The organism is Pseudomonas caricapapayae, assembly GCF_001400735.1.
Classification (GTDB): domain Bacteria; phylum Pseudomonadota; class Gammaproteobacteria; order Pseudomonadales; family Pseudomonadaceae; genus Aquipseudomonas; species Aquipseudomonas caricapapayae.
On sequence record NZ_LJPW01000117.1, the window covers coordinates 56,533 to 78,662 of the forward strand.

The 22,130-nt window shown below is 58.3% G+C and carries 31 protein-coding genes and 1 pseudogene; 23 read left to right on the forward strand and 9 right to left on the reverse strand.

Features of this window, described 5'->3' with window-relative positions; all coding sequences use genetic code 11:
* Positions 1-81: 81 nt before the first annotated feature.
* The 23 genes and pseudogenes from ALO80_RS16205 to ALO80_RS16310 all read left to right on the forward strand — a co-directional run bounded on the left by ALO80_RS16205 (position 82) and on the right by ALO80_RS16310 (position 18,404).
* On the forward strand, positions 82-525 hold the full coding sequence (locus ALO80_RS16205) for a hypothetical protein (RefSeq protein WP_055006377.1): 444 nt from the start codon (positions 82-84) through the stop codon (positions 523-525).
* 271 nt (positions 526-796) lie between these two features.
* On the forward strand, positions 797-982 hold the full coding sequence (locus ALO80_RS29690) for a Com family DNA-binding transcriptional regulator (RefSeq protein WP_082441191.1): 186 nt from the start codon (positions 797-799) through the stop codon (positions 980-982).
* A gap of 10 nt (positions 983-992) precedes the next feature.
* Positions 993-2,165 (forward strand): cellulase family glycosylhydrolase, encoded by a 1,173-nt coding sequence (locus tag ALO80_RS16210; RefSeq protein ID WP_054987062.1) that lies wholly within the window; start codon positions 993-995, stop codon positions 2,163-2,165.
* 122 nt (positions 2,166-2,287) lie between these two features.
* The gene (locus ALO80_RS16215; RefSeq protein WP_054987063.1) at positions 2,288-2,677 is read left to right on the forward strand and encodes a DUF3450 domain-containing protein; all 390 of its coding nucleotides are present in this window, start codon (positions 2,288-2,290) and stop codon (positions 2,675-2,677) included.
* A complete protein-coding gene (locus ALO80_RS16220; RefSeq protein ID WP_054987064.1) occupies positions 2,658-2,996 on the forward strand; it encodes a hypothetical protein in 339 nt (112 codons plus the stop codon). The genes ALO80_RS16215 and ALO80_RS16220 overlap by 20 nt, the downstream gene beginning before the upstream one ends.
* A gap of 45 nt (positions 2,997-3,041) precedes the next feature.
* Positions 3,042-3,632 (forward strand): phage tail terminator protein, encoded by a 591-nt coding sequence (locus tag ALO80_RS16225; RefSeq protein ID WP_055009722.1) that lies wholly within the window; start codon positions 3,042-3,044, stop codon positions 3,630-3,632.
* On the forward strand, positions 3,629-3,817 hold the full coding sequence (locus tag ALO80_RS16230; protein ID WP_055009723.1) for a DUF2635 domain-containing protein: 189 nt from the start codon (positions 3,629-3,631) through the stop codon (positions 3,815-3,817). The genes ALO80_RS16225 and ALO80_RS16230 overlap by 4 nt, the downstream gene beginning before the upstream one ends.
* Before the next feature lie 18 nt (positions 3,818-3,835).
* Complete coding sequence (locus ALO80_RS16235; RefSeq protein ID WP_055009724.1) at positions 3,836-5,332, forward strand: phage tail sheath subtilisin-like domain-containing protein; 1,497 nt, start codon at positions 3,836-3,838, stop codon at positions 5,330-5,332.
* A 60-nt stretch (positions 5,333-5,392) separates the two neighbouring features.
* Positions 5,393-5,740, forward strand: a complete 348-nt coding sequence (locus ALO80_RS16240) for a phage tail tube protein (protein WP_055006374.1) — start codon at positions 5,393-5,395, stop codon at positions 5,738-5,740.
* On the forward strand, positions 5,737-6,033 hold the full coding sequence (locus tag ALO80_RS16245) for a phage tail assembly protein (protein ID WP_055009725.1): 297 nt from the start codon (positions 5,737-5,739) through the stop codon (positions 6,031-6,033). Before ALO80_RS16240 ends, ALO80_RS16245 begins: the two co-directional genes overlap by 4 nt.
* A 130-nt stretch (positions 6,034-6,163) precedes the next feature.
* Positions 6,164-8,323 carry a phage tail tape measure protein gene (locus ALO80_RS16250; protein WP_055009726.1) on the forward strand — a complete coding sequence of 720 codons (2,160 nt, stop codon included), beginning with the start codon at positions 6,164-6,166 and terminating at the stop codon, positions 8,321-8,323.
* Positions 8,320-9,705, forward strand: a complete 1,386-nt coding sequence (locus tag ALO80_RS16255; RefSeq protein WP_055009727.1) for a DNA circularization protein — start codon at positions 8,320-8,322, stop codon at positions 9,703-9,705. Before ALO80_RS16250 ends, ALO80_RS16255 begins: the two co-directional genes overlap by 4 nt.
* Positions 9,706-9,708: 3 nt before the next feature.
* Positions 9,709-10,836, forward strand: coding sequence for a phage baseplate assembly protein (locus tag ALO80_RS16260; RefSeq protein ID WP_055009728.1), 1,128 nt, complete (start codon positions 9,709-9,711; stop codon positions 10,834-10,836).
* Positions 10,833-11,345, forward strand: a complete 513-nt coding sequence (locus ALO80_RS16265; protein ID WP_054987073.1) for a phage baseplate assembly protein V — start codon at positions 10,833-10,835, stop codon at positions 11,343-11,345. The genes ALO80_RS16260 and ALO80_RS16265 overlap by 4 nt, the downstream gene beginning before the upstream one ends.
* The gene (locus ALO80_RS16270) at positions 11,342-11,740 is read left to right on the forward strand and encodes a phage GP46 family protein (protein WP_055009729.1); all 399 of its coding nucleotides are present in this window, start codon (positions 11,342-11,344) and stop codon (positions 11,738-11,740) included. Before ALO80_RS16265 ends, ALO80_RS16270 begins: the two co-directional genes overlap by 4 nt.
* A complete protein-coding gene (locus ALO80_RS16275; RefSeq protein WP_055009730.1) occupies positions 11,730-12,770 on the forward strand; it encodes a baseplate J/gp47 family protein in 1,041 nt (346 codons plus the stop codon). Before ALO80_RS16270 ends, ALO80_RS16275 begins: the two co-directional genes overlap by 11 nt.
* Positions 12,758-13,357: a YmfQ family protein gene (locus ALO80_RS16280; protein WP_055006367.1), complete on the forward strand. Its 600-nt coding sequence runs from the start codon at positions 12,758-12,760 to the stop codon at positions 13,355-13,357. Before ALO80_RS16275 ends, ALO80_RS16280 begins: the two co-directional genes overlap by 13 nt.
* Before the next feature lie 10 nt (positions 13,358-13,367).
* A pseudogene (locus ALO80_RS32335) lies at positions 13,368-13,922 on the forward strand (phage tail protein); the annotation flags it as partial.
* A 1,114-nt stretch (positions 13,923-15,036) separates the two neighbouring features.
* A complete protein-coding gene (locus ALO80_RS31305) occupies positions 15,037-15,186 on the forward strand; it encodes a hypothetical protein (protein ID WP_159420671.1) in 150 nt (49 codons plus the stop codon).
* A gap of 42 nt (positions 15,187-15,228) precedes the next feature.
* Positions 15,229-15,774 (forward strand): glycoside hydrolase family 19 protein, encoded by a 546-nt coding sequence (locus tag ALO80_RS16295; protein WP_055009731.1) that lies wholly within the window; start codon positions 15,229-15,231, stop codon positions 15,772-15,774.
* Complete coding sequence (locus tag ALO80_RS16300) at positions 15,771-16,280, forward strand: lysis system i-spanin subunit Rz (RefSeq protein ID WP_055009732.1); 510 nt, start codon at positions 15,771-15,773, stop codon at positions 16,278-16,280. Before ALO80_RS16295 ends, ALO80_RS16300 begins: the two co-directional genes overlap by 4 nt.
* Positions 16,281-16,917: 637 nt before the next feature.
* A complete protein-coding gene (locus tag ALO80_RS16305) occupies positions 16,918-18,096 on the forward strand; it encodes a tyrosine-type recombinase/integrase (RefSeq protein ID WP_055009733.1) in 1,179 nt (392 codons plus the stop codon).
* Positions 18,093-18,404 (forward strand): hypothetical protein, encoded by a 312-nt coding sequence (locus ALO80_RS16310; protein ID WP_235812484.1) that lies wholly within the window; start codon positions 18,093-18,095, stop codon positions 18,402-18,404. Before ALO80_RS16305 ends, ALO80_RS16310 begins: the two co-directional genes overlap by 4 nt.
* A 46-nt stretch (positions 18,405-18,450) precedes the next feature.
* Here the strand turns inward: ALO80_RS16310 and ALO80_RS16315 are convergent, their stop codons facing one another.
* The 9 genes from ALO80_RS16315 to ALO80_RS16355 form a co-directional block, all read right to left on the reverse strand.
* Positions 18,451-18,651, reverse strand: a complete 201-nt coding sequence (locus ALO80_RS16315; protein WP_055009734.1) for a helix-turn-helix transcriptional regulator — start codon at positions 18,649-18,651, stop codon at positions 18,451-18,453.
* Entirely contained in the window at positions 18,648-19,139 is a 492-nt protein-coding gene (locus tag ALO80_RS16320) for a hypothetical protein (protein WP_055009735.1), read from the reverse strand. Before ALO80_RS16320 ends, ALO80_RS16315 begins: the two co-directional genes overlap by 4 nt.
* 99 nt (positions 19,140-19,238) lie before the next feature.
* Positions 19,239-19,481 (reverse strand): pyocin activator PrtN family protein, encoded by a 243-nt coding sequence (locus ALO80_RS16325; RefSeq protein WP_055009736.1) that lies wholly within the window; start codon positions 19,479-19,481, stop codon positions 19,239-19,241.
* Complete coding sequence (locus ALO80_RS16330; RefSeq protein ID WP_055009737.1) at positions 19,478-19,852, reverse strand: hypothetical protein; 375 nt, start codon at positions 19,850-19,852, stop codon at positions 19,478-19,480. The genes ALO80_RS16325 and ALO80_RS16330 overlap by 4 nt, the downstream gene beginning before the upstream one ends.
* Entirely contained in the window at positions 19,849-20,085 is a 237-nt protein-coding gene (locus ALO80_RS16335; protein ID WP_055009738.1) for a hypothetical protein, read from the reverse strand. The genes ALO80_RS16330 and ALO80_RS16335 overlap by 4 nt, the downstream gene beginning before the upstream one ends.
* Positions 20,086-20,134: 49 nt before the next feature.
* Positions 20,135-20,707: a deoxynucleotide monophosphate kinase family protein gene (locus ALO80_RS16340; RefSeq protein WP_055009739.1), complete on the reverse strand. Its 573-nt coding sequence runs from the start codon at positions 20,705-20,707 to the stop codon at positions 20,135-20,137.
* Positions 20,704-20,898 carry a hypothetical protein gene (locus ALO80_RS16345; protein ID WP_055009740.1) on the reverse strand — a complete coding sequence of 65 codons (195 nt, stop codon included), beginning with the start codon at positions 20,896-20,898 and terminating at the stop codon, positions 20,704-20,706. Before ALO80_RS16345 ends, ALO80_RS16340 begins: the two co-directional genes overlap by 4 nt.
* A gap of 76 nt (positions 20,899-20,974) precedes the next feature.
* Positions 20,975-21,268 (reverse strand): DUF1654 domain-containing protein, encoded by a 294-nt coding sequence (locus ALO80_RS16350; protein ID WP_235812485.1) that lies wholly within the window; start codon positions 21,266-21,268, stop codon positions 20,975-20,977.
* A gap of 141 nt (positions 21,269-21,409) precedes the next feature.
* Positions 21,410-22,126 (reverse strand): XRE family transcriptional regulator, encoded by a 717-nt coding sequence (locus ALO80_RS16355; RefSeq protein ID WP_055009742.1) that lies wholly within the window; start codon positions 22,124-22,126, stop codon positions 21,410-21,412.
* Positions 22,127-22,130: the final 4 nt, after the last annotated feature.

Below are 22,130 nucleotides of genomic sequence, written 5' to 3' on the forward strand. Positions count from 1 at the left end.
AAAATGTATTGTTCGGCCTTGGTTCTGTGCAGCGAAAGACGCTGTGCAGTGATTTTAGAAAGGTCCTACAGGAGAGACACGATGATCGAGAAAGTAGAAGCCGTGATGCAGCATTGGGGCGAACAGCGCAAGCGCATTGGCCTGGGCGGCGGATTGAGCAGCCCGATGGCCGGGATCATGGAATGGGGCGCGTACATTCCGCGTCGCACACCCGGCTCGCGCGCGCTGGTGGGTAATGGCAGCGGTCTGGACTATATAAGCAGCGAAGTGGAGGCGGCTATTGCGCAGCTGTCGCGCAGCCCGGCAAAGAGTCGTTGGCCTGAACTGGCCCAGCTGGCGACATTGCGTTATGTCGAGTCGTTGCCGGTGCGCGAGCAGATGCGCCTGGTGGGCATCAATGAAGGCGCAGACCGCACCTACCGCAACTGGATCAACAGGCTTCACCAACAAGTGCTGGCGATTCTCGCTGAGCGCAGCGCTTCCAGAAGCAACAACGCCGTCGTCAACAAGGCCGCACAGGGGTGAATGAAAGCACTGTTTCACGCCGTTTATCCGGGTCGATTGCACAGCTGTGGCCGAACCCGTGTTGAACTCCGGTCAAACTCGACCCACCCCGAAACTGCCCCTTCCCAGGCTTTCCGGAGGGGGGTAAAAAGGCACCACGATATGCGATTTGCGCCTCAGGACAGCAGCCGGAAACAGGCTGATCAGCAACAACAAACGGCCACTCGCAACGAACCCAGAACCCGCTTCGGCGGGTTTTTTCGTTGGGCCAGGCACACGGAGGCCAGTGCACATGCTGAAAGACTTTCGATGTGGGCAATGCAAGAAGCTCTTGGCCCGCATGGGTGAATACACAGAACTCCAGATCAAATGTTCCCGCTGCGGGACGTTGAATCATGTGAAGGCCGCGAGCCTCGAGTTATCGCCGTTGAGCGAAAGAGGTACAGCAACGTCGTTGCTGCCTCGCGGTGCTAACTAGAGGTGTCATCATGTCCAATAACAGTTCTGCGGTCAGCCAGCTCAAGAATATTCCGCTGGTAGGTATCAACCTGGGTTCGGTGGCTAACGCCGGACAGATCGTGCCGGGCGAGGCAGGGACTCATTACCAGTGGCCCACTCGTGGAACCATCACTACCTGGGTCAAGAATCGGGGCGTGCGCCTGATCCGTTTCCCGTTCGAACTTCAGCGCGCCATTCAACTGTCGACTCTGGACGGTTTGCCGGGTCAAGGCGCGAACCTGAATACCGACTTCGTGAAGCGCTGGAAGGAAATGCTTGGCTGGATTCGTGATGACTCCAATGGCGAGGCCAGAATCATTCCTGATCCGCACCATTACATGCGGTTGCATCGCTACGAAACAGATGCAAACGGGAAGCTGACCGGACGCATTCTTCCTGCCGCAGAGGCCGGTAATCAGAACGGCTGGAAGGCAACCGAGTCGGTACTGATCAAGGACGGGAACGGTGTCAACGGTACGTTCTGGAGCGCGGTTCACCTGGCCAACTTTCACCAGAAGCTGGTGACTGACTGTGACGATCCAATGGTGCTGGGCTGGGGTCTGGGCAACGAGCCGTACTCTAATACTACTGCGGGTGCCAAAGATTACATTACCTTGCCTGATCTTGAAGCGCTGTACATCGGCACGATGAATACCGTACTGCAGGCGTTGCGTAACAGCTCGAAAAAGCCGGTGTTCATTTGTGGGCTGGAGTTTGCAAGCGCCAGAAACTGGGCCACCGTCTCTGCCAACCTTCAATCGAAGATTGTCGATCCGGCCAATGCGATTGTCTGGGAAGCGCACGCTTACGGCGATTACGATAAAAGCTCCAGCGGTGCCTACGCCAATAACAACGATTTGATCTCGCCGACCGTTCTGCGCGATGAAATCGTCGGTCCGTTTCTGACCTATGCCAAGACCAACAAGATGGCCGCATTTATCGGCGAAACTGGAATTCCGCCAACGGCTGCCGGCCGCACCGCGCTGAAAAACCTGCTCGATAAAGCGAAGGCAGAAAAGGTACCAGTGACACTGTGGGTCACGGGACCTGGCACCGATGGCGAAAAGATGAGCCTGGAGGCCAGCAATCAGGCGGAGACCGTCGCACTGGTCACACCGTACTTTGCCGAGCGCATTGCCCTGTGGGGCTATGCACAGGCATGACGGTGAAAGTCATTCCGTTCTGATCCCACAATGGAGCCCCGTATCAAGGGGCTCTTTCCAGTTTGTTCAGGCCCTCGTTTTTCGCGGGCCTTGTGAGTCCACCACGATATTCCGGAGTACCCATGGACCCAACCGACCTAGGCCCAGGCACAGCTACCTGGCTGGGCGGAACGGGCACCATTCTGCTTGGCGGTTTTTTGTGGCTGCGCAAGTTTCTTTCCAGAGATGCAACAGACCGAGCGATGGACAACGCGGACATCGGCACGGTGCGCCGCCTCAATGAGCTGCTCGACTCCGAACGCGAGGCGCGCAAGGAGGCAGAAGCGCGCGCTGATCAGTTTGCCAGGGAGCGCAACGAGCTTGCCGCAGCGGTTGGCCGGATGGAGGGCAAGATCGAAGCCCTCACCAGCCATATTGTCCAGCTCACCGACAAGGTCACCACGCAAAGCGCCGAAATCGCCCGGCTGCGATCCCAACTCGGAGGTGCAAACGATGCACAGATGCGCAATTGATTTTATTGCTCGCCATTGGTGGCGGCGCCTGGAGGTCTGGCTGATTTCCGTGCTGCTGATCGCTGGCTGCCTGATGCTCGGCTTTCAGGCCGGACAGTGGTCGGCCAATGCCGAGCATACGCAGCAGCTGGCCGAGGTTCGCAATGCCTATGACGCAGCACTGGGCAAACGCGACCGACGCCTGGACAGGCTGGCCGAAACCACCACTCAGGCGGCAGACAGGGTCGAGAGTGCTGCATCGATTGCCAATCAGGCCGCCCACACGGCCAGTCGCGCTGCAGACAAGGCGGATGAGGCGCTGGGCAAGGCGAACCAGTAGGCATTCCTCACGCCGGATCAACCTTCAACACACGCGGAACCCCTTATGAAGATAACTCCGATAGTTGCCCATTTGCAGGCGACCTGCCCGAGCTTTGCCGGGCGAATCAGTGCCGGTATCGACTGGGCTGCGGTCGCCCTCGGCGATCAGCTCGCGCACCCGTCGGCTTACGTGATTGCCACTGGCGATCAGTCCACACCCAACGATTTGCAGAACGTCATTCGCCAGAACATCACCGACACGATCGATGTCGTGGTGGTGCTCGATGGCGGTGACAAGCGCGGGCAGGAAGCCAGTGAGCAACTGCATGCCCTGCGCGCCGAACTGTGGCGTGCACTGGTGGGCTGGAGCCCGGATCGCGATTACGACGCGATGCAGTACACCGGTGGCGCGCTGGTGCAGATCAGCGGCGACCGGGTGACGTATCGCTTCGGCTTTGCCGCGCAGTTCCAGTTGGGCCGCAACACCTCCGACCAACCTGCCGAGACCTGGCACGAAGCGTATCTGGATGGTTTGCCCGGGTTTACCGGCGCCACCCTCGAGATGGACTGCGTTGACCCCGCAGATCCGAACCTGAAACCCACCGGCCCTGATGGCCGTATCGAAGCGAAGTTCACAGCAGAGGTAGCCCCATGACTCAACGCATCACTGTAGTACCGGCCGAGGGCCGCACTGTGCCGGATCCGGAGGCGGGCGATTTGCTGCCCGTCGAAGGGCGGCAGGTGACATTCAACGCCTGGTGGCAGCGTCGTCAGAACGACGGCGACATCACCATTCAAACCGAGCAATCCCCTACCACCTATCAAGCCTTAACGGCCTAACCAAGAGGAAGCCAAACAATGGCTATCAGCTTTAACAACATTCCATCCGATGTCCGCGTGCCGCTGTTTTATGCGGAGATGGACAACTCGGCCGCCAACAGTGCGTCGGCCAGCATGCGTCGCCTGATCGTTGCGCAGGTCAACGATGATGTGTCCGGACCGGAGCTCGGTTCTCTGGTGCTGGTGCCGAGCGTGGCGCTGGCAAAAAACATCGGCGGTCAGGGCTCCATGCTCGCCTCCATGTATGAAACCTGGCGCAAGGCGGACCCGACCGGCGAGGTCTGGTGCCTGCCGCTGCTCAATACCGAAGGTGCCAAGGCCAGCGCGAAAGTCACCCTCACCGGGGCAGCGACCGAAGCCGGTCTGCTGAACCTGTATGTCGGCGGCATGCGAGTGCAGGCCACTGTGGTTAATGGTGCAACCGCTGCCCAGGCGGCCACGGCATTGTCGGTGAAGATCAATGCCACGCCTGACTTGCCGATCACTGCGGCTGTCGAAGCAGGTGTGCTGACCCTTTCCAGCAAATGGAGCGGGGCAAGCGGCAATGACATCCAGCTGGAATTCAACCGCCTGGGTAAAACCAATGGCGAAGTCATTCCTGCCGGTTTGACCGCAGCAGTGACGGCCATGACTGGTGGCGTGGGTACGCCTGATCAGCTCAAGGCACTGGCTGCGCTGGGCGACGAACCGTTCGAATTCATCTGCATGCCGTGGACCGACACCGCCACGCTGGATGCCTGGAAAGCGGCGATGGACGACAGCACCGGTCGCTGGAGCTGGGCCCGTCAGTTGTACGGCCACGTTTACAGCGCCAAGCGCGGCACGGTCGGTACGCTGGTGGCTGCAGGTCAACTGCGCAACGATCAACACATCACCCTTCAGGGTGTCGAAAACGGTGTTCCGCAACCGGTCTGGCTGCAAGCCGCTGCACTGGCTGCGCGCACGGCGGTGTTCATTTCTGCCGACGCCAGCCGTCCGACTCAGAGCGGCACCATGCCTGGCATCGATCCGGCTCCGGCCAGTCAGCGTTTCACGCTGACCGAGCGTGAGTCGCTGCTGCGTTACGGCATCGCCACGGCGTACTACGAAGGCGGTTACGTGCGCATTCAGCGCTCGATCACTACCTATCAGAAGAACGCCTACGGCCAGGCCGACAACTCGTACCTGGACAGCGAAACCATGCACCAGTCGGCGTTCATCATCCGTCGTCTGCAAGGCATCATCACCAGCAAGTACGGCCGCCACAAGCTGGCCAATGATGGCACGCGCTTCGGTGCCGGCCAGCCGATCATCACGCCGAGCACCATTCGCGGCGAGCTGATTGCACAGTACGCACGTCTTGAAGAAGAGGGTCATGTAGAGAACGCCGAAACGTTCGCCCAGCACCTGATCGTCGAGCGTGATGGCAACGACCCAAGCCGCGTGAACGTGATGTTCCCGCCTGATTACATCAACGGCCTGCGCGTGTTCGCGCTGCTCAACCAGTTCCGCTTGCAGTACGACGAAGCGGCATAAGCCTCACCAACCCTTTCAAGCCCGCCTCGTGCGGGTTTTTTCATTCTGGAGATAAACAACATGGGTCAGAAAGTTGCGGGTACCTGCTACATCAAAGTGGATGGCACCCAATTGACCATCAGCGGCGGCGGCGAAGCCCCTCTGATGGATGTAAAGCGCGAGACGGTCGTGCCCGGCTATTACAAGGAAACCGACAAGACCGCCTGGCTGAAATTCACCGCCGTGCATACCGCGGATCTGCCGCTCAAGCTGCTCACCACCGGTGTGGACATGACCATCACCTGTGAATTCAAGAACGGCAAGACTTACGTCCTGTCAGGCGCTTACCTGGTCGACGAGCCAAGCAGCAAGGCTGACGACGGCACCATCGAGCTGAAATTCGATGGCAATCAGGGGAGCTGGCAATGAGTGAAGTCATCGACCTGGCCAGCCCTATCGAAGCGCACGGCGAAACCGTTTCGCAACTGACATTCCGGCGTCCTACGGCGCAGGAAGCGCGCGCCATCAAGGCCCTGCCGTACAGGATCGACAAGAACGAGGAGGTTTCTCTCGATCTGGACGTGGCGGCGAAGTACATCGCTGTCTGCGCCGGCATCCCGCCCTCGTCTGTCAATCAGCTGGATCTGTGCGACATCAACACGTTGAGCTGGAAGGTCGCGAGTTTTTTCATGGCAGCGGCATCAGCAACCTTGAAGGACTGATCGCCGTCGTTTACGACCTCGCGTACTTCTGGAAGACCGATCCCGAACTGATGATGTCCAGGGAGCTGGACGTCATCACCGAATCGATCTTGCAGGCGCAACGTATCAACCAGATCCTGCAGGGGGAGTGATGGCAGACACTATCAGAACGCTGATTACCGGCGTCGACCAGCTGTCTCCAACGCTGGCAACTATCCGCAACAACGTCAAAGGCCTCGAGACCAGTCTTGGAGACTCAGGTCTGGGGGGCATCGAGGTTGGCGAGATAATCAAGGGCAATGCGTTTACAGAGCCCTTGATTGCCGGGGTAAAGGCAGCGATCGGTTTCGAGACCAGCATGGCCGGCGTAAAACGCTCGTTAAGCTTTGAAACACCACAGCAGTTCCAGCAGATGGGGTCCGACATTCTGGACCTCAGTGAACGGCTGCCGGAAAGCGCCAACGGCATCGCGGCGATTGTCGCCGCCGGTGCCAAGGCCAATGTACCGCGCGAAGAACTGACCGGGTTTGCCAGCGATGCCGTGAAAATGGGCATCGCATTCGATCAGACGGCGGCCGAGTCGGGCGACATGATGGCCTCGTGGCGATCATCGTTTCAGCTGACTCAGCCGCAGGTTGCAGCGCTGTCCGAGAAGATCAATGTACTCGGCGGCAACAACATGGAAAAGAAAATCGCCACCATGGTCACTGCAATGGGCCCGCTCGGGCCGGTTGCGGGGATGGCCTCCGGGCAACTGGCGGCAATGGGCGCCACCCTGGCCAGCGTCGATGTGCCGGCCGATGTGGCCGCCAGCGGCATGAAGCGCTTCATGCAGTCGCTGACCGAAGGTGGCGCGGCGAAAGCCGGGGCGTTCGAGGCGTTGCAGCTCGATGTCAATCAGCTGACCCAAGGCATGCAGAGCGACCCGTCCGGGACCATTGAAAAGGTCCTGACGGCGGTCTCCAGTGTTGACCCCGGCAAGCAGTCGGATGTCATCACGCAACTGTTCGGTGCCGAATCGCTGGGTGCTATCACGCCGCTGCTGGCCAACCTGGATGTGCTCAGGTCCAACCTGGCCAAGGTCGGCGAGGGCGTACAGAACAGCGGTTCCATCCAGAAGGAGTTCGCGGATAACTCCCGGACCACGGCGACTGCCATCAAAGAGATGACCAACCGTGTCGATCGTCTGGGCATCAATATCGGCAGTATGTTTCTGCCGGCGATGAACGAAGCAATGGCCGTGATCGGGCCGATGATTTCTCAGGTCGCCGCACTGGCGGCCGAACACCCTGGCGTGATCAAGGGTGTGGTGGCCGCTGCGATTGCGTTCGGTGTATTGCAAGTTGCGGTAATGACCGCGACGACCGCCATGAGCTTGCTGAGTGCGGTGATGGGCCTGTCACCGCTGGGCCTGATCGTGCGCGGGCTGGCGCTGGCGGCAGGTCTACTGATTGCCAACTGGTCGACCGTCGCGCCTTATTTTCAGGCGGTCTGGGAAGCGATTCGTGGGCCGGCCATGGCGCTGTGGGACGTACTCAAGGCGGTCTTCGCCTGGACGCCGCTGGGCATGATCGCAGCCAACTGGCAGCCGTTGTCCGAATTCTTTGTCGCGCTGTGGGACGTGCTCAAGGCGCTGGCGACGCCGTTTTTCGATGTTCTGCAGACGCTGTTTGCGTGGTCGCCGCTGGGCATGGTCGTGGCCAACTGGCAGCCGTTGTCCGAGTACCTGGCCGGGCTGTGGGAGACCATCAAGACCGGAGCTCAGCCATTTACCGAGGTCCTTGCCACGCTGTTCAGTTTTTCGCCACTGGGCATGGTCATCGAAAAGTGGCAGCCGATCAAAACCTGGTTCGCGGACCTGTGGGCGGACATCAAGCCGTTCATTGAACCGATCATGAGCTGGTTCGGCGGCGACAGTAACAAGTCCTTGCTGCAGCAGGCGACCGAGAAGGCCAATCAGTTCGCTGAGGAGCAACGGGTGCGCAACGCCGGGCCGGGTGGCGGAACCGGGGCGTTTCTGGCGGCGGATGCGGTCATGGCCAGCCGCTCGCAACAGCAGCAGCTCAACCTGTCGACCGGGGTGCCACCGACCAGCCAACTGCTCGGCGCACCTAACCTGCCGCCCCCCGGCAGCCTGTTGCTGCAGCAGGGCGCTGCGGGCAGCGGCTCGCGACTTGAGGGCGAGCTCAACATTCGCTTTGAAAACGCGCCGCCGGGCATGCGCGCCGGGCAAATACAGACCAACCAGCCGGGTTTGACGATTTCGCCAAACGTCGGTTATCGAACCCTCGGCGCAGGAGCCGGATCATGAGTACATGGCGTGACAGTCTGCTGCCAGCGTCTTTCCGGGGCGTCGGTTTTTTCATTGAAAAAGCCGTCGTCCCGGTGGGCCGCAAGGGGCAGTTGCATGAGTTTCCACAGCGCGACAAGCCTTATTTCGAGTCGCTGGGCAAGCAGTCGAACGTTCATACGCTGACAGCGTTCGTGGTCGGTCGCGACTGTTTCGAGCAGCGAGACAAATTGCTGCAGGCACTGGAGCAGGAAGGGGCTGGCGAGCTGGTGCATCCCTGGCTGGGCCGTATACAGGTTCAGGTGGGCGAATGCAGCGTCACGCACAACCTGAACGAAGGTGGACTCGTCCGGCTGGAGCTGAAGTTCTATCCAGCCAACCCGCTCAAGTTTCCCGTGTCGACGCTCAACACCCGGCGGCAGTTATTGGGCGCGTCCGAGAGTCTGCTGGACTCGGCGCTCAGGCGCTACCGCTCGGTGATGGCCACGGTGGACGCCGTGCGTATCAACATTCAGGCGTTGCGCAGCGCCCTGTCTGGCGTATTCGCGACCATCCAGCGGCAGTTCACACCGTTCGTGACGATCTATTCGGATGTCACTGCGCTGGTGCATTCGCTGGTCAACGCGCCGTTGACGGTAAGCACGCTGTTTACCACGTTCTTTGCCAGTTTCGATGGCGACAGCCAAAGAACCAGAAGAGCGAGCGGCACCGGCAGTTCCGGCAGCTCGGTCGCCGACGGTTCAGCAAGCGGTTCCGCGAGCGGCAATAGCGGCGGCACGTCCAACAGCATTGCATCAAGGTCCAGTGGCAACGGTGGGGCGTCTTCTGTTGAAACGGTGGATTACCGGTCAGTCATTTCCGAGGCCACACAACAGGCAGAGGCGGTGTCCGGTATCAATCTGGTCAGCCAGGGCAGCGGTCGTGATACCAGTGTGACGGCTCAGGCCACTGCCAACCTGGTTCAGGATGCGCTGTTGGTCAAGGTGGCGAGAATCGTCGCGAGCATGCCGGTTGCGACGACGGTCACGCCGCTCAACGTGGTGCCCTCGCTTGATCAGCAGGTGACGCAAGCGCTGCAACGTGTGGATGTGCCGGTTGCCGATGACGTGATCGAACTGCGCGACACGCTGAGTTCGGCCATCTGGGAAGCGTCGTTGAAAGCCGACCCCGAACACTACCTGGCGCTGAACACTTTGCGTCAGGCCCTGGTCCGGCATCTCAATGCAGTGGCTGCGTCTGGCGTACGTCTGGTGGACATGAAGGTGTCCGAACCGCTGCCCGCGCTGGTGCTGGCCTATCGCCGATTCGGCGACGCCAGCCGGGCGCTGGAAATTGTGCAGCGCAACCGCCTTGCGCATCCAGGTTTCGTGCCGCCCGGCACGCTGAAGATCGCTCGGGAGTAACCCATGATCGACCCTAACGTTGTCACCCTGACGGTGGACAAACACGACTACGCCGGTTGGAAATCGGTGGAAATCTCTGCCGGCATCGAGCGTCAGGCACGCAGCTTTGACGTGAGCATTACCTGGCAGTGGCCGGGCACTGAAGTCGCGCATCCGATCACCCCCGGTGCAGCTTGCGAAGTGCGTATCGGCGGCGAACTGATCCTGACCGGCTGGGTATTTGCCGCGCCGGTCAGCTACGACGGCACGCAGGTCACACTGACTATTTCCGGTCGCTCGAAAACCGCCGACCTCATTGACTGTTCGGCTATCAACAGGCCGAGCCAGTGGAAAGGCGTTGGGGTGCTGAAGATTGTTGAGGCATTGGCTGCTCCTTATACGTTGAAGGTGATCAGCGAAATACCGGAAACCTCGAAAATGGCAGATCACACCATCGAGCCGGCTGAAAGCGTGTTCAAGTCCATCGACCGACTGTTGACCCTGTTCCGGATTTTTTCCACCGATGACGAGTACGGCAATGTGGTACTGGCCAAGCCGGGGAGTCGAGGGCAGAGCGCCGACGCGCTCGAGCTCGGCAAAAATGTACTCAGCGCCAGCATCGCCCGGGATTTTTCCGGACTCTTTTCCGAATACCGGGTGATTGGTCAGCAGACCGGTAATGACAAGGCATTCGGCAAGGAAGCGTCAGAGGTGTCAGCCGAGGTCACCGACCTCAGGCACGACGACCCGGAGCATGAAAAACGTCTGCGCGTGCTGATCGTGCATGAGGACGCCCCGATCACTCCCGCGCTTGCCCTGAGTCGGGCCAATTGGGAGCGTGGTCAGCGGGCGGGCAAGGCACTGCTCACTACTTACAAGGTGCAGGGCTGGCGGCAGTCCAACGGCGCGCTCTGGCGGCACAACACCCTGGTGCGAGTGATCGATCCGGTGATTGGTTTTGCGAGCCGGAACATGCTGATTTCAGCCGTGACCTATTCCCTGACCGATAAAGGCACGACCACCACACTGGTGGTCGGTCCGCCTGAAGGTTTCCAGGCCGAGCCTGGTGACCCCAACAAGCGCAGCAAGGTGCAGGTCAATCAGGACGCTTACTCCTGGCTACTGCCCATCGACGAGGAAACAACCTCATGAGCTTACTCAATCGCATGCTGGTGCGCGGCACGGTGGTGCTCGCCAGAGCCAGCAGCAAAATGCAGGCGCTGCAAATGCGCCTCACCGCCGGAGAGGTCAAGGACGACATGGAGCACTTCGAGCCCTACGGCTTCACCAGCAACCCGCTGGCCGGCGCCGAAGGCATCGCCGCCTTCATTGGTGGCGACCGCTCACACGGTCTGCTGCTGGTAGTGGCCGACCGACGCTATCGCCTCAAGGGCCTGGAGTCCGGCGAAGTGGCGATCTACACCGACGAGGGCGACAAGATTCACCTCAAGCGCGGCAAGGTGATCGACATTGAAACCGACACCTTGAACATCAAGGCGGCGGTCGCGGTGAACTTCGATACACCGCAGATCACCCAGACCGGAAAGATCGTCTCCCAAGGCGATCAGGTTGCAGGTGGCATCAGTCAGATCAGCCATCTGCATGGCGGTGTTCAGGCAGGTAACGGCCAGAGCGGACCGCCCGCTGGAGGTGCCGGATGATCATTGAAGGCTCTTTGCAGGCGTCGTTGTTGCGCTCGGTGGTCATCAGCCTGTTCACCTGGCGGCGTGCCGAGGCGGACGACCCGTTCGACGATGCCGAACGCTACGGCTGGTGGGGCGATACCTACCCGGCGCAGGCCAATGACCGTATCGGCTCCCGGCTGTGGCTGCTGCGCCGGGTCCGGCTCACCGCGCAGACCCGGCGCGATGCCGAGTTCTATGCCCGCGAAGCACTCGACTGGCTGATCGACGACGGTCAGGTCAGCAACATCAACATCCTTACCGAACAGGTTCAGAGCAATCGCCTGAACCTGGGCGTCGAGCTGGTCGTTTCGGACGGTCAGATCGTGCGCTTCAACCCTTCTGAACAGTGGCAGGTGATTTATGCCGTTTGAAACACCTACGTTACCGGCGCTGATCAACCGAACCCAGGTCGACCTCGCCGACGAAGCGCTGCGTCAGTCCGATGCTCGGGTACTGTCCCGCGCGCACAGCGGTGCGGCCTACGGGCTGTACGGTTATCAGGACTGGATTGCCGACCAGATTCTGCCCGATACAGCTGATGAGGAGACCCTTGAACGGCAAGCCATCCTGCGTCTGAGGCAGCCACGCAAGGTTGCCCAGGCCGCTACTGGCTCCGTGCGTTTTAGCGCCGCTGCCGGTGCGGTGCTGGATGTCGACACGATTCTGCAATTCAGTGACGGGCGCTTCTATCGAGTGACAAAAGGCGTCACCACGGTTGCAGGCAGCAACACAACCACGGTCGAAGCAGTGGATGCAGGCGTGCTCGGTAACGCCGATGCTGGTCTGGTCATGACCGCTGTGCAGCCGGTCGAAGGCATCGACAGTACGTTCACCGTCATCGGCGACGGTCTGACTGGCGGCATCGCGCAGGAAAGTATCGAGTCGTTGCGGGCTCGTGTGGTGCGCTCATACCGAGTTATTCCGCATGGTGGCAATCAGGATGACTACGTGACCTGGGCGCTGGAGGTGCCGGGCGTGACGCGGGCCTGGTGTGTACGTCGTTTCATGGGGCCAGGGACGGTTGCAGTGTTCTTCACGCGTGACGACCAGGTCGATCCTATTCCCGGCCCAGAGGAGCTTGCTGCGGTGGCCGCTTACATCGAGCCGCTGCGTCCTGTCACCGCCGATGTGTATGTGCTCGCGCCGGTGCAGAAGCCGGTGGTCTACACGATCAGACTCACGCCTGATACCTCTGCCGTGCGAGCGGCAGTCGAGGCGCAGTTGCTGGACCTGCATAACCGTGAGGGCGGACTGGGCGAAACCCTGTTGCTCACGCACATCGCCGAGGCCATCAGCCGTGCGACCGGTGAAACCGATCATGTGCTCGTGTCGCCGGTTGCCAACGTTGCCGCAGCCGCCAACCAGCTGCTCACGTTCGGGGGTATCCAATGGTCGTCATAAGAACTGCCGAACATTACGCCGAGCAGTTGCAGGCGCTGCTGCCATTCGGTCCCGCTTGGGACCCGGAACGGGTGCCGGAATTGCAGCAGGTCATTACCGGCCTGTCCCGGGAGTTTGCACGCATCGATGGCCGCGCCTTCGACCTGCTCAACGAGATGGACCCCGCGACCGTCAGTGAACTGGTGCCGGACTGGGAGCGGGTCATGAATCTGCCCGACCCGTGCCTCGGCCTCAAACCCCTGTTCGCAGACCGGCGTCTGTCAGTGCGCCAGCGGTTGGTAGCGACAGGAGGGCAGAACGTAGCGTTCTACATCGACATTGCCATCAGTCAGGGTTACCCCGACGCCACCGTGACCGAACACCGAGCGCCCCGTATGGGGCGTTCGCGTTTTGGCCGGGCGCACTTCGGCACCTGGAACGCGCAATTCATGTGGACCCTGAACACCGGCGGTCGCCAGCGGCTGGGGCGGCGCTTCGGGGCCAGCTATTGGGGAGAGCGGTTCGGGGTCAACCCCGGGCTCGCAATCGAATGTTTGATCCGTCGAGCAGCACCGGCGCACAGCGTCGAATTCGTAAACTTCAATTGAGGAACACAATGTGGATTATCCCAAGAGTGTGCCGGGCGTAGGCTTGGCAAGCGGCAAGTTTGTAGATGAAAACCCGGCCACCGGCACCCCCGGTTCGCTGATTCCTGCGCAGTGGGGCAACGCAGTGACGCAGGAGATTTTGAATGCGATGGCGGCCGGGGGGGAGCAGCCTGATGAAACCAAAACTGATCAACTGGCAACGGCAATTACGCAGATTGGTTCGCAGGTCAGGCAGGCCTACAAAGGTGCCGGGTTTGGCTACACCGCTTCAGAAACTTTGTTACCCGGAGCGGCGGGGCATTGGCACAGAATCAATGCCGGTGGTATCACGCTGACGTTGCCTTCCAAGGCGAGTGTAGGGGTGGGTAAATCCATCACCTTTCATAACTCATCTCCAGGAGCTGCAACTATTAAAGCCAGCGGTGCCGAGGTTATTTCTTTATATGGCGCTGGCAGTAACACGTTACGACTCAATGCGGCGGAATGGGTCGAGCTTGTTTTTAACCCTGACGCGATTTACATCACCAAGCGCGGCAAAATAACTGAGACGGCGGGGATAGATTCTCCGATTTTTACAGGTGATCCCAAGGCTCCTACCGCAGCGTCAGGCGATAACGATTTATCCATTGCGAATACTGCATTCGTTCAGTCTACGCTTGCTGCATTGGGGCTGGGCACGATTACTAGTTTGTTGGTAACAGACCTCAATTTAGCCGTTCAGGGCGGCTGGTATCGCACCAGTCCAACAACGCTTAATCAGCCGTTGCCGACGAACAGCGCTGTGGAGGTTATCCCTTATAACAACGGCGGTTGCTTGCAAGTCGTTACTCAACTGGGGGGTGGCAGCCGCAAGTTCTGGCGCACGCAGGCAAGCAGCATCTGGACTGGCTGGCGTGAGGCGGTATCGACTGACGACCCCGGCCTGTTGCCCATCACTATAGTAGGTAGTGCCCGCAACCTGACCATGAATGTAGCCGTTGCCTCCGCTTCCGCGACGATAACGGCGGATGAGCTTGTTGTTGAGACTGGTCTGGGGGGGATGGGGTATCGGCTGGGTTCGTTTAACAAAACAATCAACCTGACTACTGTGGGTAGCGGGGGCATGGACACTGGCGTGGCACCAGCGAATGGATTCGTTGCCATTTACGCCATCTACAATCCGCTCACCGGTGCGTCGGCCTTGCTGAGCACTGACGCCACGTCGACAACTGCAGGTGAAGTGTATACCGGAGGAAGCATGCCGGCCGGTTTTACGGCTTCCGCATTGGTCAGTATCTGGAGGACCAAGAGTTCCTTATTTCAAGTCGGGTTTATGGAGGGGCGAGAGGTAAGTTTTGTAAATGAAAAGGTGGCGGCGACTACAGTACAGATCACCGCCAAGCCTTTAAGTCTGGCATCTGTAATACCCTTATCGACCAAAGCGGTTACTGGTTGGCTTGCGATCGCGGGAGTGAACACCGCCAACGCCGCGATAACGGTTACCTCCTCCGTGTCTGGTATTGGTTTTCAGCAGGTAGCCGGAAACAGCATGTCAGAGACAATTCAGAATATATCAACTGGCTCTTTCTCAAACCTGAAGGTGATAACTTCTCAAACGATTTTTTGGTCGACGGGTGTGCTCTCAGGCACCTTCAAGGAAGGTTCAATCAACATTTGCGGTTACAGATTTTGAGGTGATTATGATCAATGTACAGCTTTCCGAAGACGGTAAAACCATTATTGCTGTGTTTGCGTGCGTCCAGGATGACGCCGAGTACCCAAATCAAGCGCTGATCGAGGATACCGACGAGCGCTACCTGCAATTTAAGCGGAACAGTGAGGGGCGCTGACGCCTGCAAGCGTTTTCATCCACTATATCGAGATACATGCGTATGCTCATTATTACCCAACAACTACTGCACATCCTCCCCAACGCCGGCCCTAACGTCGGCGTTTTCGTTCCTGCTCTCAACATCGCCATGGCCCGCTACGCCATCGACACTCGCCTGCGTATCGCCGGGTTCATCGCCCAGCTCGGGCATGAATCCGGGCAGCTTCGCTACGTGCGTGAACTGGGTAACAACAGTTACCTGGCAAAGTACGACACTGGGCAATTGGCGCTGCGTCTGGGCAATACGCCGGAGGCCGATGGCGACGGCCAACTGTACCGTGGCCGTGGGCTGATTCAGGTGACGGGGCGGGCCAACTATGAAGCATGCGGGGAGGCGCTGGGGCTGGATCTGTTGCGCCAGCCGCAACTGCTTGAACAGCCGGAGCATGCCGCCATGTCGGCGGCGTGGTTCTGGGATCGGGCCAACCTCAACCTGCTGGCGGACAAGGGCGACTTGCTGATGATCACCCGGCGTATCAATGGCGGTACCAATGGCCTTGCTGATCGGCAACTGCTGTATCAGCGAGCACTGGAGGTGCTGCCATGAAAGCGCTGGATATGCGTTTCGTGATCGTGGCGTTCGTGCTGGGTTCGGGGCTCGGCACATGGGCCGCCTGGCAGTGGCAGGCGGCCCGCTATGGCCTGCAACTGTCTACGCAAACGCTGGCTTGGCAGCGTGAGCGCGAACAGGCGGCGCTGACGGTCGTCGACTGGCAGAACGCTGAACAAGCGCGAAGGCGGGCGCTGGAACTCCGTCTGCAAGATAACGATACAACCATTCATAAGGAATTGAGCGATGCACAGACTGCTCAAGCTCGCTTGCGTGATCGTCTGGCTACCGCTGATCTGCGGCTGTCAGTCCTTCTCGCAAGCTCCCCCGGTGACGACGAAATGTCAGCCGCCACCGATTCCGACAGCCTGGTTCATGGAAGCCCGCGAGGCGAACTTGACCCAGCGGCTGCTGGACGAATTGTCGCCATCACCGACTACGGCGATCAGGGACTGATCGCTTTGAAAGCCTGCCAAGCCTACGTGCGCGAGATTGCGCACTGATGTTCCCTCCGGCTCCCCACCCCTCGGCCATCGTGCCCCAGCCTGAATCCCGCCTCCATCAGGAGGCGCGGCCCTCTTTTCGGTCCTGACGGGCTTTTCAATCGGTCCTGCCCGGTACATTCATATTGCACCGGCTGATTCGGTACGCTAATGTCCCGAAACGTACCGATGAGACCCCTTCCGTGACGACAGTCAGCAAGCTTTTGATGCGCGTTATCAAGGCTCACGCCCGTTGGCGTTGGCGCGCCTGACTATTTCCTTGCCGGCCCTGCCGGACCCGTACCTGTATGCCTTCGATTTGTGATGCTTCTTTTTCTGTCATCTCCGGCGTTGTGCCTGGAATGCATGAACGAGGTGGAATCCGGAAGGCCTGAATCAAGTCAGTAAATCAAAAGGTTGATAGCAAAATGCTGCTGATGATCGATAACTATGATTATCGTCCACTATTGTCCGGCGTCGTCTTTATTTGCGTCTCAGGTTCCGGTTTCTTTAGCTAATTCATCCGTCATTGTCCGTTGTTGTACGGAGACATCCAGATAAAATGCGGGTATGGTTGCGGGTATAGAATATTGGATACCCGCATACCCGCATACCCGCATACCCGCATACCCGCATACCCGCATACCCGCATACCCTCATGGCCCTTACCGACCTCAAGATCCGCCAGGCGAAGCCGGGCAAAACCTCCTCCAAACTGACCGACAGTGGCGGCCTGTATCTTGAGGTCACTACGGGTGGTTCAAAGCTCTGGCGCTACAGGTTTCGTCTCGCAGGTAAAGAAAACACTTACGCGATTGGCTCCTACCCCGATGTGTCGCTTTCGGATGCGCGCACTGAGCGGGATGTAGCGAGGGATCTGGTCAAATCGGGACGGAATCCTGCGCACGTGCGGCAAACCGAGAAGGCGCAGCAGCTGACCGAAAATCGCAATACGTTCAAGATCGTGGCGCAGGAGTGGATTGAGAAGCGGCTCGCCCAGCGCACTGAAAAGTATCGAGATCAGATCGAGCGGGCATTCGTGAACGATGTCTACCCTAGAATAGGTCGCCTACCCCTGCGTGAAATTACAGCTGCCCAGGTATTGCAGATCATTACTGCAATGGACCGTCGGAACGCGACCACCTTGGCGCTGATGGTTAGGCAGTGGATCTCTGCCGTGTTCTGCTATGGGGTGGCGAATCTGCGTGCGGACTCTGATCCAGCGGCAGCGGTGAGAGGGGCGATTAGGCGGAACGAGGTCAATCACAGCCGCCCAATGAGTCTGGTAGAGCTGAGGGAGTACTTCAACGCAGTCAAAAACTACGGGGGTCACAGGCGAACCGTAATTGCGCTCTATCTGTTGCCGATCTTGTTTGTTCGAACCGTCGAGCTGCGCTTGGCAGAGTGGTCCGAATTCAATTTGGATGCTGCATTGTGGACGATACCGGCCCAGCGCATGAAGAAACGCAAGATTCATCTGGTGCCGCTGCCTGAGTCCGCGCTGGTCCTGTTGCGTGAGCTTCGTGAGATAACGGCTGGTGACCTTTTGTTTCCCGGAATGCGTCATCCCAAGGAGCCAATCAGTGCTACCACTTTAAACCGTGCGCTTGAGTACATGGATCTGAAAGGTTGGCACTGTCATGATTTTCGTGCAACAGCATCCACTCATCTACACGAGTCTGAGCTATGGTCTAGTGACGTAATCGAGTTACAGCTGGCGCATGTCGAGCACAAGAAAAGCAAGGCAGCCTATAATCATGCATCGTACCTACCTGCACGAAAAGCGTTAATGCAGTGGTGGGATGACTATATTTTTTATAGTGAGGATAATGAATGAAAAATGTGAAGCTATTTGATACAGCCGCCAGTCTAGATAGAGTTTTATTGGAGGTGGTGGTTGATGGTGTTGTCGGTATATTTGGTGGGCGACTTGCTGTACGGGATCTTGCAGGCGAGGTTGGGGCCTGGCTAGAACTAAGGGGCTATGCGTTAGCCAAGAAGCTGGTTATATATGTGCAGGGCCGACGTACAATCACTCTAGGACAGAACTGGCATACATTTTTGATGAAAATAAATATAGCCATGACGAAGCACTCAAGGCCGTTGAAGATACTTACGACAAACTTTACCCTTGAAGTAAATTAGTATCTCTGAAAGCAGGCTTTAATACGGGTGCCTGCCTTCAGATTGATCAGGCCGCAAATCTCGCGAGCTTCTGATTCTCAATCCACGCCTGAACTTCCTTTTGTGACCAGCGGGAAAAGCGTCCAAGCTTAGTCGGTGTAGGAAAAGTACCAGCAGCGATGAGTTCGTAAATCGTCGACTTACCGAAGCCAGCTTGCCGACATACCTCTGGGAGTTTGATCAATATATCAATATCGTTCTCGCTCATGCTGCTTTCCCTACATCGGTCTGGCTCTCGGATAACTCATTAGCTCCGCGAATCTCGCCAAGGACTCGGAGCACTAGGGCGTTCAGCTGCTGAAGTTGAGTTGTTGCCCGATTGCACCACGGCCCTGTGCCTTTGACGTGCACCCACGTTTTATGGGCCAGCCCCAGCGTGACGGCTGTGTCTGACAGAACTTGCAGATCGGCTTTTGTGAGCGAGCCGGTATTGCCCGAGCTCAACTGCGCCTTCATATGCTCGATACCGAGGTCTTTGAGTTCAATGGTGAGCAGAAGTGTCTCGCGGTCGCGTGCGAGCATTGCTATCTCTGCATTCAATGCATCAATCCGCACGCTGCTGTCGGCGATGCCGGCAGATTTTCCTGCCAAGTACGATCTGCGTATTGCCCGTTTGATTGTTCTTTCTATGAAGGCGGTAAGGAGCAGAAAGCAGACCCCTATGCCTACCAGAATGATGATGTGCTGTGCTTGCATGTGCTGTGTCCTTGGGATGGGCCCGTCGCCGGATCGGTGGTGAGAGGACGGCGACGGGCTACTGCGTTGTGTCACTGGAAGGTAGTGACCACCTTTGAATCAGGCCGCTTTCAACCTGGCCTGCGCATCGAGATAGGCCGCGAGGTCGTGCAGGTAAACCACTGGCTGGCCCTTATTCGATCCACCCAGCCGAGTAACCTTGAGGTCGATACGGCCCGCGTTGATCTTGCGAAGCAGGTAGCGGTCACTCGATATGTGCGAGAAATACCGTTCCCGCACAGTGCTTAGCGTGGGGCAGGGCGTGGCGAACTCTTCCCGGAGCTGACTTAAAGTCTCACTCACGCAGCGTCCTCCCCGTGCCCCTCCTTTTGGGGCACCAACTGAAGGCGAATCAGTTCCGCGAGACCCTCTTTCGATTTGCCGGTTGCCGTTGCGCAAAGCCGACCCTGTGCGTCTGCGACCACTGCGCCATATGGCCGCTCGGGGCTGCGCGTGGGGGTCACATAGGCGACTTGACCCTCAAGCAGCACAGCGTCTACAGCTCGAAATACTTCCGCCAATTCGGCAGTAACAGGCGGCAAACCGTCCAGCATGCTGAGTGCCTCTGACGTTGCACCGATCAACGTCGAGCGACTTACGATTGTTGGGTGGTTCAGGTGCATCGGAACCAGTTTTAGCGCGCCTACGGCGTGAGTAATTGCGTTCAGAGTCATGCTGCGGCGTCCTTGTTCGTGGTGGTGATGCCAAGCTGGTTTGAAAGCCAGGTAACACCGGCCTCCTTGACCATCACCACTGCATAGTGGCTGTAGGCGTGAATGTTCTTGTTCCAGCGGCTGCGTGAATCTTCGTACAGGTAGCCTTGGTCGCGGTGCTTGGTGGCAAGCTCGCCTGCCTGGGTCAACACGCCGATTTCGCGCAACTCCCTTCGAAATGCCCTTGGCTTCATGCCGAGAATCACTGCTGTAGCGTCTAGGGTTCTGTTCATGAGGAATGCCTCAGGCTACAGCCAGCAAACCGCGTGAGCGGATAGCGCGATACAACTCGTCCAGTGCCCCAAACAGATCTTGAAGGCCGCTGTCGTTGGTCAGCACCAAGTCGTCCGGATGGACTGACACACCCGCTTCGCTGATGTGGGGATTCACTTCCGCTGCGTCGGGTCGGGACAAATGAATGACGGTCCCACCGCGTTTGCGGATGAAATCGGCCTCGTTTTCGAAGCGGACATCGCTCACCACAAAGCCCAGCACGCCGTCGAACACCGCACTGAGGCAATCAAGATTCTGTTCGGCGAGGTCAATCCACAGGTTGGCGCTGATCATGTGACGGCCCCATTCGGTGCCGAGCAGTTGCATCAGTTGGCGTGGTGAGCGACCCAGCCAGTCAATGGGCTGCTCCTTTTTCTCGCCTTCCAGATCCTCGGGACTGAGGTTGAATATGGCCATGATGCCGTCGCGCAACGGGTCGGCGAATGCGTAGCACTCAAAGCCATGTTCGTGGGCCAGGTGTTGGGCGGCGGTGGTTTTGCCGGAGCGGGCAGGGCCGGTGAGGCCGATCAGGATCTGCTTCATGCCGCATCACCTCCCCACGGACCCAAGTCATCGACTGCCGGTACAGGTGCTGCTTTGGCGGCGCTGCTTTTTGGCGGGATGATCAACAGCAGGCCGGTCTGGCGCTGAATGGTGGTTATAGATTCGCGGTTGGAAGCCGCTGCCGGGTGGAGATACACCGGGCAGCGGGTGTTTCGCTGTGTTGTGTGCATGGCTCGTACTCTATGGTGAGAGGGGTACGAGATAAATTAGCAAAAGCTAAATATTTATGCAATAGCAGATGCTAAATCAATGGCCGGTTTTGCTACTGCGCCTGCCGCACTCAGGGCGACGTAGGGTTTCGGGCAGGTACCACGATATTCGTGCGGCCCCGTCAGATTGAATATTCACGTGAACACCTTCCGTATCTTCTATCGCTGCGATTATCTGATCCCAGTGCCGTTGATCTTCATCTAGTTGTTTGTAGATCACCGCATATCGATCTCCCTGAGCGGAATGAGAGCGAATAATGTTTTGGAGTCGTGCCGCGAGAATCTGTGCGGGAGACATCGTTGCTATCAGCTTGTGCGCTACGCTAGCCATCTGGTCCTCCTTGGCTTTGCATGTGTATGCATACAGTATTTTGCGCAGGTTTTTTTCGCAAGACCGAAAGGAGTACATCTGTACTCCTTTGCGATTGGGCACAAAAAAAACCGCAATTGCGGGCTTGAAGGGGCACGAGGTTTACAGTTTCTTGGCATTCCACACAAGCAGGACTCGGGCTTGAATATGGACCTTTGTAAGGTCTGCACCTTCGATGATTATCGCAGGGTACAAAGGGTTATCCGAGATCATACGCAACGCACCGCCGGTCATGCGCTGCAGTCGTTTGATGTAAAGGTCTCCATCCAATGTGAAGACGTAGACTGCATCGGTTCTGATCTCGGTAATCCCTCGATCAACCAGCAGGGAGTCGCCGTCACGAAATGTCCCGTCCATGCTGTCGCCATCACCAGTGATGATTGCTAAGTTCTCGATCCTTGAGAAGGATAAACCTTGGGTTTTGAGCCAATCAAGGTGGACAGTAATATCCTTGATCACTTCAATTTGAGAGTCGGGCGGAACATTGCCAGACCCCATCGACGCCGCCACGTCGAGGTGGGGGATAGTAATGAATCCGAGCGACTGCATCACCGTTCGACTGTCAACGGGGGCAGCGGCGGGTACAATAATTTCGGCCGCATCGGAGCCGCTCAATAGTTCAGGATTCACCAGGCTCCCAGGATGCAGATTGATCTTCTCTTCGAGGGTTGCAGCTGCTTTCTCGCCGAGTTTTCGATGACCATTCAAAAGCTGGGACAAATACGATGCGTCCAACCCATGTTGGTTTGCAAAGTCTTTTTGGCTGAGCCCCGCCATCGCGGCGCGCAGAGCGCTGATTCGCTGCTTATAGATATCCATTTCC

What these genes read in the sequence shown, in the direction of transcription:
- ALO80_RS16205 (WP_055006377.1), top strand. Translation starts at nt 82, where the DNA reads ATGATCGAGAAAGTAGAAGCCGTGATGCAGCATTGGGGCGAACAGCGC.
- ALO80_RS29690 (WP_082441191.1), top strand. Translation starts at nt 797, where the DNA reads ATGCTGAAAGACTTTCGATGTGGGCAATGCAAGAAGCTCTTGGCCCGC.
- ALO80_RS16210 (WP_054987062.1), top strand. Translation starts at nt 993, where the DNA reads ATGTCCAATAACAGTTCTGCGGTCAGCCAGCTCAAGAATATTCCGCTG.
- ALO80_RS16215 (WP_054987063.1), top strand. Translation starts at nt 2,288, where the DNA reads ATGGACCCAACCGACCTAGGCCCAGGCACAGCTACCTGGCTGGGCGGA.
- ALO80_RS16220 (WP_054987064.1), top strand. Translation starts at nt 2,658, where the DNA reads ATGCACAGATGCGCAATTGATTTTATTGCTCGCCATTGGTGGCGGCGC.
- ALO80_RS16225 (WP_055009722.1), top strand. Translation starts at nt 3,042, where the DNA reads ATGAAGATAACTCCGATAGTTGCCCATTTGCAGGCGACCTGCCCGAGC.
- ALO80_RS16230 (WP_055009723.1), top strand. Translation starts at nt 3,629, where the DNA reads ATGACTCAACGCATCACTGTAGTACCGGCCGAGGGCCGCACTGTGCCG.
- ALO80_RS16235 (WP_055009724.1), top strand. Translation starts at nt 3,836, where the DNA reads ATGGCTATCAGCTTTAACAACATTCCATCCGATGTCCGCGTGCCGCTG.
- ALO80_RS16240 (WP_055006374.1), top strand. Translation starts at nt 5,393, where the DNA reads ATGGGTCAGAAAGTTGCGGGTACCTGCTACATCAAAGTGGATGGCACC.
- ALO80_RS16245 (WP_055009725.1), top strand. Translation starts at nt 5,737, where the DNA reads ATGAGTGAAGTCATCGACCTGGCCAGCCCTATCGAAGCGCACGGCGAA.
- ALO80_RS16250 (WP_055009726.1), top strand. Translation starts at nt 6,164, where the DNA reads ATGGCAGACACTATCAGAACGCTGATTACCGGCGTCGACCAGCTGTCT.
- ALO80_RS16255 (WP_055009727.1), top strand. Translation starts at nt 8,320, where the DNA reads ATGAGTACATGGCGTGACAGTCTGCTGCCAGCGTCTTTCCGGGGCGTC.
- ALO80_RS16260 (WP_055009728.1), top strand. Translation starts at nt 9,709, where the DNA reads ATGATCGACCCTAACGTTGTCACCCTGACGGTGGACAAACACGACTAC.
- ALO80_RS16265 (WP_054987073.1), top strand. Translation starts at nt 10,833, where the DNA reads ATGAGCTTACTCAATCGCATGCTGGTGCGCGGCACGGTGGTGCTCGCC.
- ALO80_RS16270 (WP_055009729.1), top strand. Translation starts at nt 11,342, where the DNA reads ATGATCATTGAAGGCTCTTTGCAGGCGTCGTTGTTGCGCTCGGTGGTC.
- ALO80_RS16275 (WP_055009730.1), top strand. Translation starts at nt 11,730, where the DNA reads ATGCCGTTTGAAACACCTACGTTACCGGCGCTGATCAACCGAACCCAG.
- ALO80_RS16280 (WP_055006367.1), top strand. Translation starts at nt 12,758, where the DNA reads ATGGTCGTCATAAGAACTGCCGAACATTACGCCGAGCAGTTGCAGGCG.
- ALO80_RS31305 (WP_159420671.1), top strand. Translation starts at nt 15,037, where the DNA reads ATGATCAATGTACAGCTTTCCGAAGACGGTAAAACCATTATTGCTGTG.
- ALO80_RS16295 (WP_055009731.1), top strand. Translation starts at nt 15,229, where the DNA reads ATGCTCATTATTACCCAACAACTACTGCACATCCTCCCCAACGCCGGC.
- ALO80_RS16300 (WP_055009732.1), top strand. Translation starts at nt 15,771, where the DNA reads ATGAAAGCGCTGGATATGCGTTTCGTGATCGTGGCGTTCGTGCTGGGT.
- ALO80_RS16305 (WP_055009733.1), top strand. Translation starts at nt 16,918, where the DNA reads ATGGCCCTTACCGACCTCAAGATCCGCCAGGCGAAGCCGGGCAAAACC.
- ALO80_RS16310 (WP_235812484.1), top strand. Translation starts at nt 18,093, where the DNA reads ATGAAAAATGTGAAGCTATTTGATACAGCCGCCAGTCTAGATAGAGTT.
- ALO80_RS16315 (WP_055009734.1), bottom strand. Translation starts at nt 18,651, where the DNA reads ATGAGCGAGAACGATATTGATATATTGATCAAACTCCCAGAGGTATGT.
- ALO80_RS16320 (WP_055009735.1), bottom strand. Translation starts at nt 19,139, where the DNA reads ATGCAAGCACAGCACATCATCATTCTGGTAGGCATAGGGGTCTGCTTT.
- ALO80_RS16330 (WP_055009737.1), bottom strand. Translation starts at nt 19,852, where the DNA reads ATGACTCTGAACGCAATTACTCACGCCGTAGGCGCGCTAAAACTGGTT.
- ALO80_RS16335 (WP_055009738.1), bottom strand. Translation starts at nt 20,085, where the DNA reads ATGAAGCCAAGGGCATTTCGAAGGGAGTTGCGCGAAATCGGCGTGTTG.
- ALO80_RS16340 (WP_055009739.1), bottom strand. Translation starts at nt 20,707, where the DNA reads ATGAAGCAGATCCTGATCGGCCTCACCGGCCCTGCCCGCTCCGGCAAA.
- ALO80_RS16345 (WP_055009740.1), bottom strand. Translation starts at nt 20,898, where the DNA reads ATGCACACAACACAGCGAAACACCCGCTGCCCGGTGTATCTCCACCCG.
- ALO80_RS16350 (WP_235812485.1), bottom strand. Translation starts at nt 21,268, where the DNA reads ATGGCTAGCGTAGCGCACAAGCTGATAGCAACGATGTCTCCCGCACAG.
- ALO80_RS16355 (WP_055009742.1), bottom strand. Translation starts at nt 22,126, where the DNA reads ATGGATATCTATAAGCAGCGAATCAGCGCTCTGCGCGCCGCGATGGCG.